General features: G+C 64.7%; 9 protein-coding genes. 4 read left to right on the forward strand and 5 right to left on the reverse strand.

Annotated features, from left to right (window positions below):
* Positions 1 to 6 precede the first annotated feature (6 nt).
* Both OVA00_RS04795 and OVA00_RS04800 read left to right on the forward strand, forming a co-directional pair.
* Positions 7 to 1680, forward strand: a complete 1674-nt coding sequence (locus OVA00_RS04795) for an ABC transporter ATP-binding protein (protein ID WP_060644557.1) — start codon at positions 7 to 9, stop codon at positions 1678 to 1680.
* Between the two features lie 23 nt (positions 1681 to 1703).
* Entirely contained in the window at positions 1704 to 3077 is a 1374-nt protein-coding gene (locus OVA00_RS04800) for an alpha-glucosidase/alpha-galactosidase (RefSeq protein ID WP_060529358.1), read from the forward strand.
* Positions 3078 to 3191: 114 nt separating this feature from the next.
* Here OVA00_RS04800 and OVA00_RS04805 read toward each other — a convergent pair whose 3' ends face one another.
* Both OVA00_RS04805 and OVA00_RS04810 read right to left on the reverse strand, forming a co-directional pair.
* Entirely contained in the window at positions 3192 to 4562 is a 1371-nt protein-coding gene (locus OVA00_RS04805) for a sensor histidine kinase (protein ID WP_268088174.1), read from the reverse strand.
* Positions 4559 to 5233: a response regulator transcription factor gene (locus tag OVA00_RS04810; protein ID WP_034798445.1), complete on the reverse strand. Its 675-nt coding sequence runs from the start codon at positions 5231 to 5233 to the stop codon at positions 4559 to 4561. The genes OVA00_RS04805 and OVA00_RS04810 overlap by 4 nt, the downstream gene beginning before the upstream one ends.
* A 225-nt stretch (positions 5234 to 5458) precedes the next feature.
* Here OVA00_RS04810 and OVA00_RS04815 point away from each other — a divergent pair, with 225 nt between their 5' ends.
* On the forward strand, positions 5459 to 6937 hold the full coding sequence (locus tag OVA00_RS04815) for a patatin-like phospholipase family protein (RefSeq protein ID WP_268088175.1): 1479 nt from the start codon (positions 5459 to 5461) through the stop codon (positions 6935 to 6937).
* Between the two features lie 43 nt (positions 6938 to 6980).
* Here the strand turns inward: OVA00_RS04815 and OVA00_RS04820 are convergent, their stop codons facing one another.
* The 3 genes from OVA00_RS04820 to OVA00_RS04830 all read right to left on the reverse strand — a co-directional run bounded on the left by OVA00_RS04820 (position 6981) and on the right by OVA00_RS04830 (position 13883).
* Positions 6981 to 8042, reverse strand: coding sequence for a glycoside hydrolase family 25 protein (locus tag OVA00_RS04820; protein ID WP_192444624.1), 1062 nt, complete (start codon positions 8040 to 8042; stop codon positions 6981 to 6983).
* 169 nt (positions 8043 to 8211) lie between these two features.
* Positions 8212 to 9771 carry a B12-binding domain-containing radical SAM protein gene (locus OVA00_RS04825; protein WP_090296481.1) on the reverse strand — a complete coding sequence of 520 codons (1560 nt, stop codon included), beginning with the start codon at positions 9769 to 9771 and terminating at the stop codon, positions 8212 to 8214.
* A complete protein-coding gene (locus OVA00_RS04830) occupies positions 9768 to 13883 on the reverse strand; it encodes an AAA family ATPase (RefSeq protein WP_268088176.1) in 4116 nt (1371 codons plus the stop codon). Before OVA00_RS04830 ends, OVA00_RS04825 begins: the two co-directional genes overlap by 4 nt.
* A gap of 171 nt (positions 13884 to 14054) precedes the next feature.
* Here OVA00_RS04830 and OVA00_RS04835 point away from each other — a divergent pair, with 171 nt between their 5' ends.
* Complete coding sequence (locus tag OVA00_RS04835) at positions 14055 to 15740, forward strand: amidohydrolase family protein (RefSeq protein ID WP_268088178.1); 1686 nt, start codon at positions 14055 to 14057, stop codon at positions 15738 to 15740.
* Positions 15741 to 15764 lie beyond the last annotated feature (24 nt).

The raw sequence follows: 15764 nt of genomic DNA on the forward strand, positions 1-15764 counted from the left end.
CGCATCATGACAGAGACAATCGACGTCCTCACTGCCGCGCCCTTTGAGCGCAGGGACCTTGCCGAACGCGATGGCCGGCCGGTCATCGACGCCCGCAATGTCGCGGTTCGATTCAAGGTCGAACATGGCACGGTGGAGGCGGTGAAGGATGTTTCCTTCCAGCTCTACCGCGGCGAGACCATCGCCATCGTCGGCGAGTCCGGCTCGGGCAAATCGGTTACCGCGCGCTGCGTCATGGGGCTGCTCTCCAAGCGCGCCACGATCGCCCCCCAATCGCGCATCGACTATGACGGCAAGGACGTGCTGAAATTCTCGCCGCGTGAGCGGCGCGGTTTGCGTGGCAATCGCCTTGCGATGATCTTCCAGGAGCCGATGAGTTCGCTCAATCCGGTCTACACGGTCGGCACGCAGATCATCGAGGCGATCCGGGCGCATCGCAGGATAAGCCGACGCGCCGCGACCGAGCGGGCGCTGGAGCTCCTGCGCCACGTGCGGATCCCGGACCCGGAGCTTCGGATCAATCAGTATCCACACCAGCTCTCCGGCGGCCAGCGCCAGCGGGTGATGATCGCGATGGCACTCGCCAACGATCCGGATGTGCTGATCGCCGACGAGCCGACGACGGCGCTCGACGTCACCGTCCAGGCGCAGATCCTCAACCTCATCCGAGACCTGCAGCGCGAGCTCGGCATGGCGGTGATCCTGATCACCCACGACCTGACGGTGGTTCGGCAGTTCTCGGACTACGTCTACGTCATGCAGTACGGCGAGGTGAAGGAGCACAACACCACGGCCGGGCTCTTCGCCAACCCGTTGCATGCCTATACCAAACGGCTGCTCTCGTCGGAGCCGTCGGGTGCGGCTAAAACGCTACCGGACAACGCCCCGATCATGCTCGACGGGCGGGACGTGAAGGTCTCCTTCATGCTGAAGAAGGGCGGTCTTTTCCGCTCGCAGTTTTCTGAGTTGGTCGCGGTCGACAAGCTCAGCCTTAATCTGCGCAAGCACGAAACGCTGGGGCTCGTCGGCGAATCCGGATCGGGCAAGACGACCTTCGGCCAGGCGCTGATCCGCCTGCTCAACCCCGATGGCGGCGAGATCTACTTCGACGGCATCCCGATCCACGACAAGGACCGGACCCAGATGCGGCCTCTGCGCTCGCGCATCCAGATCGTCTTTCAGGACCCCTTCGCCTCGCTCAACCCGCGCATGTCGATCGGCCAGATCATCGAGGAGGGGCTGGTCGTCAACGGCATCGGTGAGAACCGGAAGGACCGGCTCGACCGGGTGGTGGATGCGCTTAACGCCGCAGGCATGCCGGGCAACATCCTGTCGCGCTTTCCGCATGAGTTCTCCGGCGGCCAGCGCCAGCGCATTGCGATCGCCCGGGCCATCGCGCTTGAGCCTGAATTCATCCTGCTCGACGAGCCGACTTCGGCGCTCGATCTCTCGGTCCAGGCCCAGATCATCGAACTGCTGCGCAAGCTGCAGGACGAGCGGGGCCTGAGCTACCTCTTCATCTCCCATGACCTCAAGGTCGTGCGCGCGCTCTGCCATCGGGTGGTGGTGATGCAGCACGGCAGAATAGTCGAGGAGGGGCCGGTGAGCGAAATTCTGTCCAATCCCAAGACCGCCTACACCGAAAGGCTCGTGAGAGCCGCCTTCGATGTGGCAGCATGACCGCTAGAAAGCAGAGGCAATCCATGACCAGACAACCCAAGATCACCTTCATCGGCGCCGGCTCCACCGTCTTCATGAAGAACATCATCGGCGACGTACTGCAGCGTCCGGCGCTGTCGGCCGCGACGATCGCGCTGATGGACGTGAACCCCGAGCGCCTCGGCGAAAGCGAGGTCGTCGCCGGCAAGCTGGTGCGCACGCTCGGCGTCAAGGCTGATATCGAGACCCATTCCAACCAGAAAAAGGCGCTGGAGGGTGCGGACTTCGTCGTCGTCGCCTTCCAGATCGGCGGCTTTGAGCCCTGCACGGTCACCGATTTCGAGGTGCCGAAGAAGTACGGCCTGCGCCAGACCATTGCCGATACGCTCGGCGTCGGCGGCATCATGCGCGGCCTTCGCACCGTGCCGCATCTCTGGAAGATCTGCGAGGACATGCTGCAGGTCTGCCCGAACGCGATCCTGCTGCAATACGTCAACCCGATGGCGATCAACACCTGGGCGATCTCCGAGAAGTATCCGACGATCCGTCAGGTCGGCCTTTGCCATTCTGTCCAGGGCACGGCCTACGAGCTTTCACGCGATCTCGACATCCCGGTTTCGGAGATCCGCTACCGCGCCGCCGGCATCAACCACATGGCCTTCTTCCTCAAGTTCGAACACAAACAGGCCGACGGCAGCTTCCGCGATCTCTATCCGGATCTGGTGCGCGGCTACCGCGAAGGCCGCTTCCCCAAGCCCAGCCACTGGAACCCGCGCTGCCCCAACAAGGTGCGCTACGAGATGCTGACGCGGCTCGGCTATTTCGTCACCGAAAGCTCCGAGCATTTCGCCGAGTACACGCCCTATTTCATCAAGGACGGCCGTCCCGACCTGATCGAGAAGTTCGGCATCCCGCTCGACGAGTACCCGAAGCGTTGCGTCGAGCAGATCGAACGCTGGAAGGGGCAGGCGGCTGCCTTCAAGGAAGCCGAGACGATCGAAGTGGCCGAGAGCCACGAATACGCGTCTTCGATCATGAACTCGGTCTGGACCGGCGAACCCTCCGTCATCTACGGCAACCTCAGGAACAACGGCTGCATCACCTCGCTGCCGGAAAATTGCGCCGCTGAAGTTCCCTGCCTGGTCGATGCCTCGGGTATCCAGCCGACCTTCATCGGCGATCTGCCGCCGCAGCTGACGGCGCTGATCCGCACCAACATCAACGTGCAGGAGCTGACGGTTCAGGCGCTCATGACCGAGAACCGCGAGCATCTCTACCACGCCGCAATGATGGATCCGCACACGGCGGCCGAACTCGATCTCGACCAGATCTGGTCGCTCGTCGACGACCTGCTCGTCGCGCATCGCGACTGGATCCCGGAATGGGCGCGCGTGTCGAAAAAGGTCCAGGCAGCCTGACTTTTTCTCCCGGTCAGGCCGCGTCAAGCCCCGGAACCGCATGTCGTCTTTCCCCCATGTCCTAGCCGATTTACGGGGCAAGACCGACAGCGCCGGTTCCGGGGCTTGTTCTTCTCAAGCTGTTACGGCTGCCGCCAGCGGCAGCACGATCCGCATGCAGGCGCCGCCGGATGCCGAGCGGGAGACGTCGACGTAGCCGCCATGCAGGTGCACGATCTTCTGCACGAGGTTGAGGCCGAGGCCCGCGCCCTTGCCGTCCTTGCGCAGCCGCTGAAACGGCTCGAAGATCCGGTCGGTTTCGCTGCGCGGAATGCCGTCGCCGTCGTCGCAGACCTCAATCACGCCCTGGGGATCGACCTTGACCGTGATCGTGCCGCGCCTTCCGCCATGGTCGATGGCGTTCTGCACGAGATTGGTGAGCGCTCGCTCCAGCGACGCCTCGTCTCCCGTCACCATGACAGGGCGTTGATCGGCCTCGAATGTCATCTCGTAACCTGCCCCAAAGCCAAGCGGCGCGAGCGCGACGATCACCCGCTCGGCAAGTGCTGCAAGATCGACCGGCCTGAACTCATCGTTCTCGGCGTCGAGCCGTTCGAGATCGAGAAGCTGACCCGCCAGAATGGAAAGGCGCGTCACGTCCTCGTTGAGGCGGGTCTTGTCCGGTCCCGGCGGCAGCGAGGCGATGCGAGCGCCGAGAATGGCGACCGGCGTGCGCAACTCATGCGCCGCCTGGGCCAGGAAGCGCTTGTGTCTCGTATAGCCGTCATCGAGCCTTGTCAGCGCATCGTTGACGGCCGTCACCAGCGGCAGAAACTCATTGGGAACACCCGTCACCGGCATCTGGATGCCGCGCTGGTCATATTCGATGTGGGCGGCATGCGAGGCCGCGTGCGACAGGCCCGAGAGCATCCTTCGAACGACGATCGGGGTGACGACCACGGTCGCAAAGGCGAGCAGTAGCAGCATCGGCACGAAGATGCTGAGGAAGGCGCCGGTGGTGCTGAGCAGCAGGCGGCCGAGCGTCAATTGTCCCTCCGTGCCGCTGAAGATCTGGACCATGCCGGCCGGCGACTCGAGCCATTTGACGACCGCTTCCGGACGGGCGTTCTTGTCGGGCGAAAGCCGGAAGCGGGCGTCGTTCATGCGCTCGAGCCCGGCGACCGCAAAGGCGAATTCTTCCGGCACCGTGCCCTCCGAGAGTCTGTGCCCTTGTCTGTCGCGAACGATGAACCAGATCTTTCCCGCCTGTTGGCGCAGCCGCTGCAGCTCCGGCGTTTCCTGAAGTTCGAGCCCGCCATCGGCTTTGCGGGTGATCGCGTCCTTCAAGACGTCAACATTGCCGTTCTCGTAGCCGTCGATGAGATAGCCGGTCACCCAGAGCAGGCCGACCGCAATGGCGATAACGACAAGGGTCGCTACCGTTTCGAACAGCACGAGCCAGCCGACGAGCCGCCATTTGAAGGAATGGGAAGCGCGGCCGCTCATTGGTCTTCTCTGAGGAGATAGCCGACGCCGCGGATGCCGTTGATGGTCACGCCCGCGTCTGCGTCCGCCAGCTTGCGGCGCACGCGCGAGATATGGGTGTCGAGCGCATTGGACTGGATCTCGTCGTCGAGCCCGAACACGGCTTCCATCAGGGCCGCGCGCAGCACCATGCGTCCCATGCGACGGGTCAGCGTTTCAAGCACCAGAAGCTCGCGCCGCGGCATCTTCAGCGGCGTACCGGCCACACTCGCCTCGCAATGGGCAAGATCGAAGGAGAGCCGACCGACGGTGACGACATCGGATTGCACCGGAACCGGGCGACGGGCAAGCGCGCGCAGCCGCGCCAGCAGTTCCTCGAAGGCGAAGGGCTTGCCGATATAGTCGTCGGCGCCGCCATCGAGCCCCGCCACCCGGTCGGCGAGGTCGTCGAGCGCCGTCAGCATCAGCACCGGCACGGTGTTGCCGCGCGCCCGTATCACGGGGATGAGCGAGAGCCCGTCGCCATCGGGCAGCTTGCGATCGAGCACGACCACGTCATAGACGGCGTCGTTGAGGATCAGCGCGGCCTCAGCGAGATCGCGCGCATGATCGGCGATCATCCGGTGATGGCTCAACGCGGCCTTCAGCGCCCCCGCGAGCTCCTTCTCATCTTCGACCAGCAAGACCCGCATGAATGCGCTTTACCCCGTGCAACGTGCCTACGCGCGCGATCCTAGTGCCGCTTCATTGAGGGAACCTGTCATCCCGCCGCAAGGTAATCCCGATCTTTGTCGCCGCACAATCATTCGTTGCGGGCGCCCTGCATGACATGCTGTCTCAATCTTGATCCTTAGGCTGTGAAGCAGTGAAACCTCAAGAACGGGGTTCGCGGACAAAGCCAACCCGGATCACGGCGCATGACATTCAGCAAACGGACGTCGCCTACACTCAGACAACGCAGGGAAAGGCCGGCTGGCTGGCGTGCAGCGCATCCGGTTGCACTTGCGCGCGCAGGTCGGTTCCTGCGTCACGGTACCTTGGCGCTCGCTCTTGCCACCGCCGGCTGCGCCGGCCCGGACGTGACGCCCACAAACAGGCGACTTGAATTGACGACGGGTGCCGTGCCGCTTGCGCAGTCGACGTTTGATGTGAGCGACACCGGCATTATCCTTGCCTTTTCCGGTGGCGGCGCCCGCTCTGCTGCCTTCGGCTACGGCGTCCTGTCGGCGTTGGCCGAGGCGCCGTCCCCGGGCGGGCGAGGGCGCCGGCTTGCCGACGATGTCGCGGTTGTTGCCGGCGTCTCCGGAGGTGCTGTGCTCGCCTCCTATTTTGCCTTGAACGGCCGCGCGGGCCTTGAGGATTTCCGCAAGCGGTTTCTCGGACGCGATGTCGAGGCCTCGCTCAGGACGTCGTTTTCACCGCCCAATATCCTGCGCGGCTATCGCGGCGGGGTGAACGATCTCTCCGGTTTTCCGGCCTGGCTCGACGCCAACCTGTTTAACGGCGCAACGCTCGGCAACATCTCGCGCTCCGGCCATCCGCGCCTGGTGATCCACGCGACCGATCTCTATAACCGCGCACCGTTCATCTTCGACCGCGCCTCGTTCACCGCCATCTGCAGCAGCTACGACGACTATCCGCTCGCCTATGCGGTTGCGGCCTCGGCCGCCGTCCCGGTCGTTTTCGCGCCGCTGACCTTGCAGAACTTCCGAAGCGGTTGCGAGGCGTTGCCGGAAGCGAAAACACAGAAGACAGGGGTTCGCGCGCCGGGCTCGCTCGTTGCGCGCGAATACGCTGGCTCCCTCAGGCGCTATGAAACGGCAAGGGATCTCAACTATCTGAAACTCTACGATGGCGGCCTGGTCGATGGCGTCGGAACGCAAAGCCTGCTGCACCTGATGGGCCGGGGTGCTCCGGAACCCATCCCAGCGGAGCGCGCCTTCCGTCTCAGGCATTTGGTTGTCATCGTCGTCGATGCCTCCACGCGGATCGGCGGGGCCATCTCGAAGACAGTCGACAGCCCCAAGGCTCCCGATGCGATCGTCGCCGCCATCGACGCGATGATCAATATTCCCAATCTTCAGAGCTTCGATGCGCTGCGCGATCATCTGCCGGCCTGGCGGGAAAGCTTCGTGACTTGGCGGTGCGGCAGCAGCGGCGCCAAGCGGGGCTGCGGCGATCTCGATGTCGAGATCATCCGGCTGGCGCTGTCGGATGTATCCGAACCGGTGCTGGCGCGGCGGATCCTCGGGCTGCACAATCGGCTGAGCCTCAACGAAAAGGACGTCGATTTTCTTGCGGATCTCGGCCGGCGCCTGTTGCGCGACCATGCCGGCTATCGGCGGTTCCTCGACCGCGTCAACCATGGCGGGCAGAAGCTGGCCCGCGCGGATTGAGAGGTTGCAGACTGAGAAGGCAGGTTAGCGAGAGCCTGCCGGCTCAGTTCGCCCGTGCCTCCAGCCAGTCGTGCCACTGGTCCTCGCTGCCGTGGAAGACGTTGAGGTCGATCTTGCCATCGACCCCTTGAGAAAGGCCAGAACCGGAATACTGCCAGAACAGCCACTTGCGGTTCGGGTAGACGATCGACGGGTGCTGGGCGACGGCACGCAGCCAGAACGGATAGTTCTTGAAAGCGCCCTGCAGGTTGTCGGCGTAGAAGTCCGGCGCCGTGTAGATGATAGGACGCTGGCCGTAATGGGCCTCGAGCTTGTCCATGAACACCTGCATCTTTTCGCGCACGCGCTCGGGCGACAGGCGACGCTTGCAGCTCGATTCGCCATTATACTCGACGTCGATGACAGGCGGCAGCGCGCCCGGTTCACGCGGAACGTTGCGGATGAACCAGTCGGCCTGTTCGCCGGCCGTGCGGCACCAGTAGAAGAAGTGATAGGCGCCGCGACGGATGCCGGCCGCCTTGGCAGCGCGCCAGTTCTTCTTGAACATCGGATCGAGGTGGTCGCCGCCATCGGTCGCCTTGATGAAGGCGAAGTTCGCCCCTTGTGTACGCAGCCGAGCCCAGTCGATGTCAGCCTGCCAGCGCGAGACGTCGACGCCATGCACGGCCATCTTGCGCGGATTTTTGGCGCGGCCGAAGTTGATCGGCTTGGCGTCACGGAAACGATGACCGTAGATGCGCGAGCGGCCCTGTGGCATCGCCTGGGTCACCGGATTTTCCGGCGCGACGAAAGCGACCGGCCGCGCGTCCGGAACAGGCGCGGCGAGCGTCGTCGTGGTGTTTGACGCGGGTGCAAAGGCTTCCGGCTCCGGGACCGGTCCGGCCCAGGCGAGCATTTCTTGGGGCGGTGCTGATTGAACGTTCTGCGGCGGCGTCATCTGCGCGACCCGCGCGCCGACATTGGCGGCGGGCACCGGTGCGGCCGACATTGCGACCGAACTCGTCGTTTCGCGCGAGGGCGGCGCGATGGTGTCCAGGCTCGAACTGGAGGAGCAGCCCGAAATGAGGCCAGCAAAAAGGATTGCGGTCGCAGCTGAAAGACGCATGGGCACCCGTACGCAAAACAAGGTCGACGGCGATCGCCGGCCGACAGGTGTGAAATAGCTAACGGAAACTTACCCAAAAAGTTTGAATCCAATCTTACCAAGCGAACCCAATTTCACGCACTGGAGGTTGCATCGGGCCGGGCACTTTGACGCAGGCGTGGTGGCGCTGTCAGCTGGACGAATGTTCGATGCCGGTGCCTGTCCGTTGCCGGCGGCTGGTGCGGAATTCGAGGTTGCGGGCGATGGTGTCGTCGAGCGCGCCGGACGCGTCGGTGATCATCGTCGGCGCAAAATGCGAACGGAAACCCTCGCCGACCCGGAAGGCTGGTGTGTAGAGCGGGCCGAGCGGCTGTGTCGTCGTCACATAGGTGAGATTTTCGTCGCTTCCCGAGCGCGTCGGCAGGCCGTGGCGATGCAGGACCGAAGGAAGCGCGAGGCGCAGGCTGTTGGCCAGCAGGTGGATCATCTGCCGCCCGGAAAGCGAGTGGCGGTAGTTGCGGTAGAACCCCAGGCAATGGCGCAGGATACGGGCGCGGTTGCCGTCGAGGCGCGACAACTTGCGGGCAAAGAGGGCCACGTCCTCAAGACCATCGAGCGGACGGGTCATCAGGGTGAAGCCATCCATGTCGCGCAGCTTGGCCGAGGGCAGGAAGCGTTCGTCGGCGACGCACTCGTCGAAGAGCGGCGTGCCGAGCAGCGGGATCGTCAGGCTCAGGAACGCCGGCAGAGGCATCGTGGTTTCGCCGGTGATGAAGGCGAGCTCCTCCTGCATAGCCTCGATCGTCTGCGACGACGGATCGAACATCAAGCCATACTGGAAGGCGACGCCGGCGTTGAGGCAGGTCTGGATCGCCTCCAGTTGCGGCACCACCAGGTTCTGCTTTTTCTGGTAGCGTTTCAGTTGCGCTTCGTTCAGCGTTTCGACGCCGCTGAAAAGGCCGAGACAGCCGGCCGCCCGCACGGCTTCCAGATTGGCGGGATCGCGGAAGAAGTCGCCGGTGACGAGCGCAATCCAGCCCTGAAACAGCCCCTCCCGCCACAGCGATCGGATCACTTCGAGCTTGTCATAGAAGACGTCCTTGCTGTTGCCGTAGAAGTTGTTGTCGATGAACAGCACGTATTTCTTCGGCGGGGCGTTGCGCAGCTGCGCCTCGATATAGGCGGGGTCGTAGCTGTGATAGCGTCTGCCTTCGGCGGTTAGCGCACAGAAGCTACACTTGAAATTGCAGTAGCGGCTCGTCTCGATGTAGCTGACCGGACCGCGCCAATTGGCAAGGTCGAAGCGCGGCAGGATCGTCTCGGAGACGGCCCATTCGCCAAACACCTCCCTGATGACCGCCTGCATCTCCTCGACGTCACCGTCGCAGGCGTAGTCGAAGGTTTCGGCGCTCGAAACCGGCAGATTGCGCACGACCGGCCCGCCGGCGACGACGACGCAACCGGGTGACTTGGTGCGGGCATAGGCCGTCAGGTGCTGCATCCGGTCGAAGGCTGCGGTCACGCCCGTCAACACCAGCATGTCGAGGTCGGCAAAGGCTGCCTCGTCGACGAGCGGTCCGTCATGGAATTCGCTGTAGGCGCGAAGGTCCACGCGGTCGCGGGCAAAGGCGCCCGCCAGGAACAGGTGGCCGGTTCCCTGGGGGATGAAGTCGGGGCGGCCCCTGGGGTTCCGGGTTTCGTCGAAATGGGCTAGCACGATCAGGATGCGGGGAGGACTGGGACGGTTCATGCGCGGCTCCCCTGAGATCTGGCAAACTGGACATGCGGCGCCTGGTCGGTTTGGCCAAGCGGAAGAACCTCGCACCACGTGGCCCGGCGCAGCGAAAACATCGTCTCGAACGCCTGGCGCGCTTCGGCGTCTCTCGGTCCGGCGGCATGCTGCAGGGCGGCAAGCGCGACGGCCGGCATCTCCAGCCGGATCGCCTCCGCGAGGGCATACTGGGTGACGCGCTCGGCGCGGCGTTGTTGGCCGCGGCGCAGATGTAGGGTCGCTTCGCCGAGCGCTGCCACCGGTCGGCCGATCGGGTAAACCCGCGCAAAGCGCTCGAGTTTTCTAAGGACGAGCTGTGCGGCCAGCAGGTCGCCTCCGTCAGGGTCGCTGGCGACATCGAAGAGACGGGCGAGCGCCGGTAGCGTTCGCGTCTTCATCGCCGGGTTGAGCGTCTCGCACCAGGAAAGCGCGCGCTCGAGCCAGCTTGCGGCCTCCGTGCTGTTGCCCCGGCGCCGGGCGGCCTCGCTCAGAAGCGATGCGCCTTCGATCGAATGGACGAGTTCCAGCCCGTCACCCTTTTCGCGAAGGATCTGTTCGAGTTCGTCGAGGTCGGTGTCGATCGCGTTCCAGCGGCCAAGTGCTGCGTGGCCCCTGAGACGGCCGAGCAGGCCGCAGCCGAGCACCTGCATGTCCCCGCGCCGGCGCCCCTCCTCGCAGATCCGCTGCACGAGGATCTCCCAGGGCGCGATGCCCTCGAAGGCGGAGGTCAAAAGCCAAGGGCCGGAAATCGTCTCCAGCCCGACCGCCACTTCGCACCAGCGCCTCAGGTCGCCGACCGTCGCCGCATTGTTCAGGCCGGCCTCGAACGCCCGCTTGCCCGCGTGCCAATGACCGATGCCGATCTGGTACATGCCCGACAGTAAGTCGACCCGCACGCGCGTTCCCAACTGGTCGACGCGTTCGGAAAGTGCTGCCGCCAGCCGACTGTAGTGTTCGGCCTGGCTGTGCAGCGGGATCACGCCGCATATGGCGCCGAGGCTGGCATAATTGGCGGCGGTCGTCGGAGAGACGTATTTGTTTCTTTCGGCAAGGTTCGTCGCCCTCAGCGTCGCATGGATCAGCCGCAGCTTCTCGCTGGTGAAGTAATAGATCCGCGTCAGGTCCTCATGCGCCTTCGCCGCAAGCAGGAAGGGATCGGACGGCGATCGCGAGATTTCGCGCTTCAGGATCCAGTCCGCGTCGCGGTGGATGGTGCGGCGCCACACCTGTTCGGCGAGATCGAGTACGAGATGCAGCGCGAGGCCGGCAGAGGTGCGCGGCAGCGGCAGGCCGGAAAGCCGCAGTCCTTCCTCATAGGCATGGCGGGCCGCTTCGGCGCGGCCAAGATTGAGGCTGGCTTCGCCGAGCAGGAAGCAGGCGGCCGCCCGTCTTGCCGGTAGAATGGTGATCGAAAGGTCGCGCGCTGTCTTGAAGAAGCGCTCGATCAGATCGACAACCGCGGCGTTGTCGAACTGGCGCAGCCGCAGTTCGGCAACGCGGTCCAGATAGTTGAAGGCCTGCGCGGCGTCGCCTGCGCGCTCCCAGTGGCTGAGCACGCGCGGCAGGTTTTCCGCATTGTCCGGCTGCCCGCCTTCCTCCATCGCCTTGGCGATCGCGCGATGCGCTTCATGGCGCTGTTCCGACAACAGGCTTTCGTAGATCGCCTGGCGGATGACGGCATGGCTGAACATGAACCGGCCCGGGCGGTCGTCGGCGGGCTTGATCAGATGCGCCGCCTGCAGCCGCTCGATGCTCGCCTCGATGTCCAGTGCCGTCTTCCTGATCGGCGGCAGCGCGCCAAGCTCGGCAAGCGAGAAGGTCGCGCCCATGGCGCTTGCGATCTTCAGGAGAACCTGCAGCTCTGCCGGAAGCTGGTCGGTCCGGGCAATCACGGTAACCTTGGCGGTGTTGAGCAGGGTCGCATCGTTCGAGCGGGGCTCGGAGAGCAGCGAGACGGCTGCGGCAGGTTCGGCCGCCTTGGGCAGCCGGCGCTCGCCGATCATCCGGCAGATTTCGCAAATCAGCAGCGGGTTTCCGGCCGACTGCGCATAGACCGCCTCGCCGAAGCCGTCGGCGGGCGAGTTGCTGCCGATTGATGCGCGAACGAGCGCGATCGTACCCTCGAAGTCGAGCGGCAAAAGATCGAGCGTCTGGGCGCCGTTGTGGTGCAGGCCGGTCCACCGGGTCAGGTCTTCCTGTGTGCGGGTCGTCCGGGTCGATACGACCACCGGCACGGGTGCCGCCCCTGAAACCAGCCGCCCGAGCAGCTGGCCGGACGCCTCGTCGAGCCAGTGCACATCTTCGAGCACGACGAAGCCCTGTCCCCCGGCGAGACTGTCGGCCATGAGCTCGCTCAGCAGCTCGCGTAGCCGATGGGAGCGCCCGTCGCCGGACATGGCCCGGGTCTCCGGCGTGTCCGGCAAGGTGAGGTTGATGGCATCGTTGAGCAGCGGCGCGAGGGAAGCAAGCTCCGGTCTTTCCGCAAAGAAGAGCGCCACCTGGTCCGTGGCCTCGGCGCCGCGCAGATCGCCGATACCGAGCAGGTCGCGGATAACCCCGCGCCAGGCGAAATAGGGGACGTCGCTTTCGATGTCGTCGGCATTGCCGACGAGCACGCGGTTGCCGCGGTCGCGACAGCGCTCGACGAAGGCGCGCAGAAGGGCCGACTTCCCGACGCCGGAATCGCCCTTGACGATCATGATGCCGGACTGCCCCCTGCGCGCGCTTTCGAGATAGGCGGAAAGGGCCGTCATTTCGGCCGCACGGTTGAGGAGTGCCGGTGACTTGGTGTCGATCGTTGCGACCGTCTCGGCAATCGGCGCGAAGGCAGACACGCCGCCGCGCACGCCCGGTATGGCCAGCGACCACGGTCCGGAGAAGGCGATCTGGCTGGCCGTCTCCTTTGCCGTCGCCTGGTCGACAAGGATGCGCCCGGCGGCAACGCTTGCCAGGCGCGCGGCCATGTTCACGGCGGCGCCGACCACCGTGTAGTCCGCGCGGTGGCTGGCGCCGAGCGCGCCACAGAAGCTTTCGCCGGTGGAGATGCCGGCCGAAAGGCCGATATCGGGATCGTCGAGCTCGCCTGAAAGACGCAGCGCCGCAACGATCGCGCGGCGCGCATTGTCGGCATGTTTGGGGCCGGGCAGACCGAAGACCGCGAAGATCTCGAGACTGTTTGCGTGAAGGGCTGTGTGGAGGATTTCCCCGCCGGTGCGGCCGACAACGGCGATCGACCGTGCAACGAGCTGGTTCAGCCGATCGAGATCTTTCTCGAGGTCCGGGCCAACGATATGCACGAACAGGGCCGTAATGGTTCTCAGGTCCGCCAGCCACTCCGAAAGCGGCGATAGAAGCCGACCGCGCAGCGAAAGCGGCAGGTAGGCTTCAAGCCGCTTGCTGGCGAAGCCCGAAAGGGGGTGGGGCTGCCCGGTTGCGGTCGAATAGGGATCGATGCGTTCGAGGCGGGCGGTGCCCTCCCGGCCGGGCCGGCCGGTTGCCTGCTTGCCGATCAGCTGCCACACGGCGTCGGAGACGAGAATTTCGCCGGCATCGCTCAAAAGGCCGCAATGGTCCGCCTGCGCCAGGCAGTCGCCGCCGACGATCAGCCAGCGCTGGTCGATGCGGGGAACGAGGTGCAGCAGGGTGATGGTGCCGACGCCGACGGCGATGCGCAGCTGCAGCGCGTCCTCCGGCCCGCCCGGGCCGCCGATCTCTTCACGGATGCGGCCGGCACAATAGCAGCTGCGCCAGGCGGCCTGCTCCAGTTCGCTGTCGGAGGCAGCCTGCCAGCCGGCAAGCAGGCTGTCCCCGGCAAAGCTCAACACGGTGCCACCATGTTCCTCGATATGCCGGACGAGCGGCCCCATGTAGCCGTTGAGCAGCCGGCTCACCCGTTCGGCGCCGGCGGCGCGGTCGCTTTCGGACCATTTGGCGGTCAGGCGGGTAAAACCGGAGATGTCGGCGAACAGCAAGGCGCCGGGAAAGTCCTCGCGCGTCGGGCCAGCCGAATCCGTCGCCGCCGGGGCAGACCATCGAACCAGGGCTCCCGACAGGTAACGTTGGAATTCATTCTTGCCGGCGCCACCTACCACGCAAAATTCTCCCCAAGATTTTAGAGTAACATGCCTCCTTTCGCACTTAAAGGCCGCCCGTGTTGACCTATGGGTTTCCAGTAACGGCAAGTAAATATCTGTTCCACGCCGCTTGCTAACGGAGTAATGTTTGCCCGATTGTTCGAGGGGGTCTCGCAACAGGAGGGGATGATGGGGGTCGACTGGGCTGGTCCGGTCGCCGCCGTGACACGCCGCAATGTCTTGCGGCTGTTCTCGGCAGGCGTGATGGCGAATGTGCTTTCCGGGTGTCGACACGACTGGCCACCGGCCGCGGCCTGCGAGCTTCCCTACCCGATCGTCGACGTTCACTGCCATTTCTTCAACGCGGCCGATGTGCCCGTGGAAGGGCTGGTGCGCTATGTGGCGCTGCGGGAGAAACTGCCGGAAGCAAAACTCTCCGCCGATCCGCTGCAGTCGAAGCGTCTGGAAAACGCCCTGGTGGTCTTCCTCGTGACGGCCCTTGGCGACGTCGCGCCCAAGGCCAAGGCTGAGGACGCTATTCTCAAGAAGCGGGTGCCGCGCCCCTCCGACGCCGAGTTCGAGCGGCAGAAGGACGAGCAGTTGCGCATCGCCGTCAAGCAACTGGTCGCGCTAGCCGGCGAGCAGCGCGCATCGTTGACCGCACGAAGCGGCGCCGAAACGCCGGATTATCAAGGCCTGTTGGAACAGATCGGCGGCACCCCCGGCCTGCCGCAGGGCTTGCAGCGGCGCTCCGGCAGCGTGGAGGAGACGGATGTCGATGCCCTGGCGTCGGCCGCCAAGGCCCACGAACAGATCGGCAACTACCTTTCCTTCGTGCGCCTCATGCAGGACTACCGCGAAAACCTGGCGGAAACCTATGCCCGGATCTTCGCTTCGAAATGCCGGTTTTCCATGATCACGCCGAGCATCCTCGATTTCGAGAAGTCGATCGGCGGCAGGGCATCGCCGCAGCACGACCAGATCGACGTGATGGACGAGATCCAGCAGCTGGTGATCAAGCGGCACGGCATCCACATGCACAGCTTCGTCGGCTTCGATCCGCACCGGGAGGCGCAGAAGCGTGGCTCGTCGCTGGAAAACGTCCGCTACGCGATCATGGAAAAGGGCTTCATCGGCGTGAAGATCTACCCGCCGATGGGCTTCAAGGCATGGGGCAATGCGGATCCGGCGATCGATGCGGCGCTGAAGCGGCTCTACGACTGGTGCCGCGACAACAGCGTGCCGATCATGGCGCATGCGGAAAACAGCATCGGCGCCGGCTGCGGCTATGGCAATATGGCGAGCCCCGCCTACTGGAAGAAGCTGCTCGACACCAACCGTTACAATGACTTGCGGATCAATCTGGCGCATTTCGGCGCTTTCGATGAAGTCATTCGCCCAGGCGCACCGACGGGGGTCATGGTGTCCTGCGCCCAGGACAAATTCTCCGGTCCGCCGACCTGGGAGGACATCATTGGCGAGACGATCGGCCACGGGCGCCGGCCGAACCTGTTTGCCGACCTGAGCTACCTGAGCGAGCTCGTCACCGACAACACGCCCGGGCTGCACGAAAAAATCCGCGCGCTGCTCGACAAATGGCTGCGGGACTACGATCCCGATGCGCGCCATCTGATGTTCGGCACCGACTGGTCGATGATGGCGCTGGAGAAGGACTACAACGCCTACGTCCCGCGGATCGCCCAGCAACTGAAGGAGGCCAATGTGAGCGAGGAGGACCAGCAGAACATCTTCTGGAAGAACGCCTCCCGTTACCTCGGCCTCGACCGGCCGGGGCCGACCCGCCAGCGGCTCGCCACCTATTGTCGCAAGCGTGGCCTGGACGCCTCCTGGCTCTCGCAGCTGGAGATCGCCTGACCGCGAAACTGCTACCCGCGGTCC

It is taken from the genome of Ensifer sp. SL37, from assembly GCF_026672675.1.
GTDB classification, from domain to species: domain Bacteria; phylum Pseudomonadota; class Alphaproteobacteria; order Rhizobiales; family Rhizobiaceae; genus Ensifer; species Ensifer adhaerens.

What these genes read in the sequence shown, in the direction of transcription:
- OVA00_RS04795 (WP_060644557.1), top strand. Translation starts at nt 7, where the DNA reads ATGACAGAGACAATCGACGTCCTCACTGCCGCGCCCTTTGAGCGCAGG.
- OVA00_RS04800 (WP_060529358.1), top strand. Translation starts at nt 1,704, where the DNA reads ATGACCAGACAACCCAAGATCACCTTCATCGGCGCCGGCTCCACCGTC.
- OVA00_RS04805 (WP_268088174.1), bottom strand. Translation starts at nt 4,562, where the DNA reads ATGAGCGGCCGCGCTTCCCATTCCTTCAAATGGCGGCTCGTCGGCTGG.
- OVA00_RS04810 (WP_034798445.1), bottom strand. Translation starts at nt 5,233, where the DNA reads ATGCGGGTCTTGCTGGTCGAAGATGAGAAGGAGCTCGCGGGGGCGCTG.
- OVA00_RS04815 (WP_268088175.1), top strand. Translation starts at nt 5,459, where the DNA reads ATGACATTCAGCAAACGGACGTCGCCTACACTCAGACAACGCAGGGAA.
- OVA00_RS04820 (WP_192444624.1), bottom strand. Translation starts at nt 8,042, where the DNA reads ATGCGTCTTTCAGCTGCGACCGCAATCCTTTTTGCTGGCCTCATTTCG.
- OVA00_RS04825 (WP_090296481.1), bottom strand. Translation starts at nt 9,771, where the DNA reads ATGAACCGTCCCAGTCCTCCCCGCATCCTGATCGTGCTAGCCCATTTC.
- OVA00_RS04835 (WP_268088178.1), top strand. Translation starts at nt 14,055, where the DNA reads ATGGGGGTCGACTGGGCTGGTCCGGTCGCCGCCGTGACACGCCGCAAT.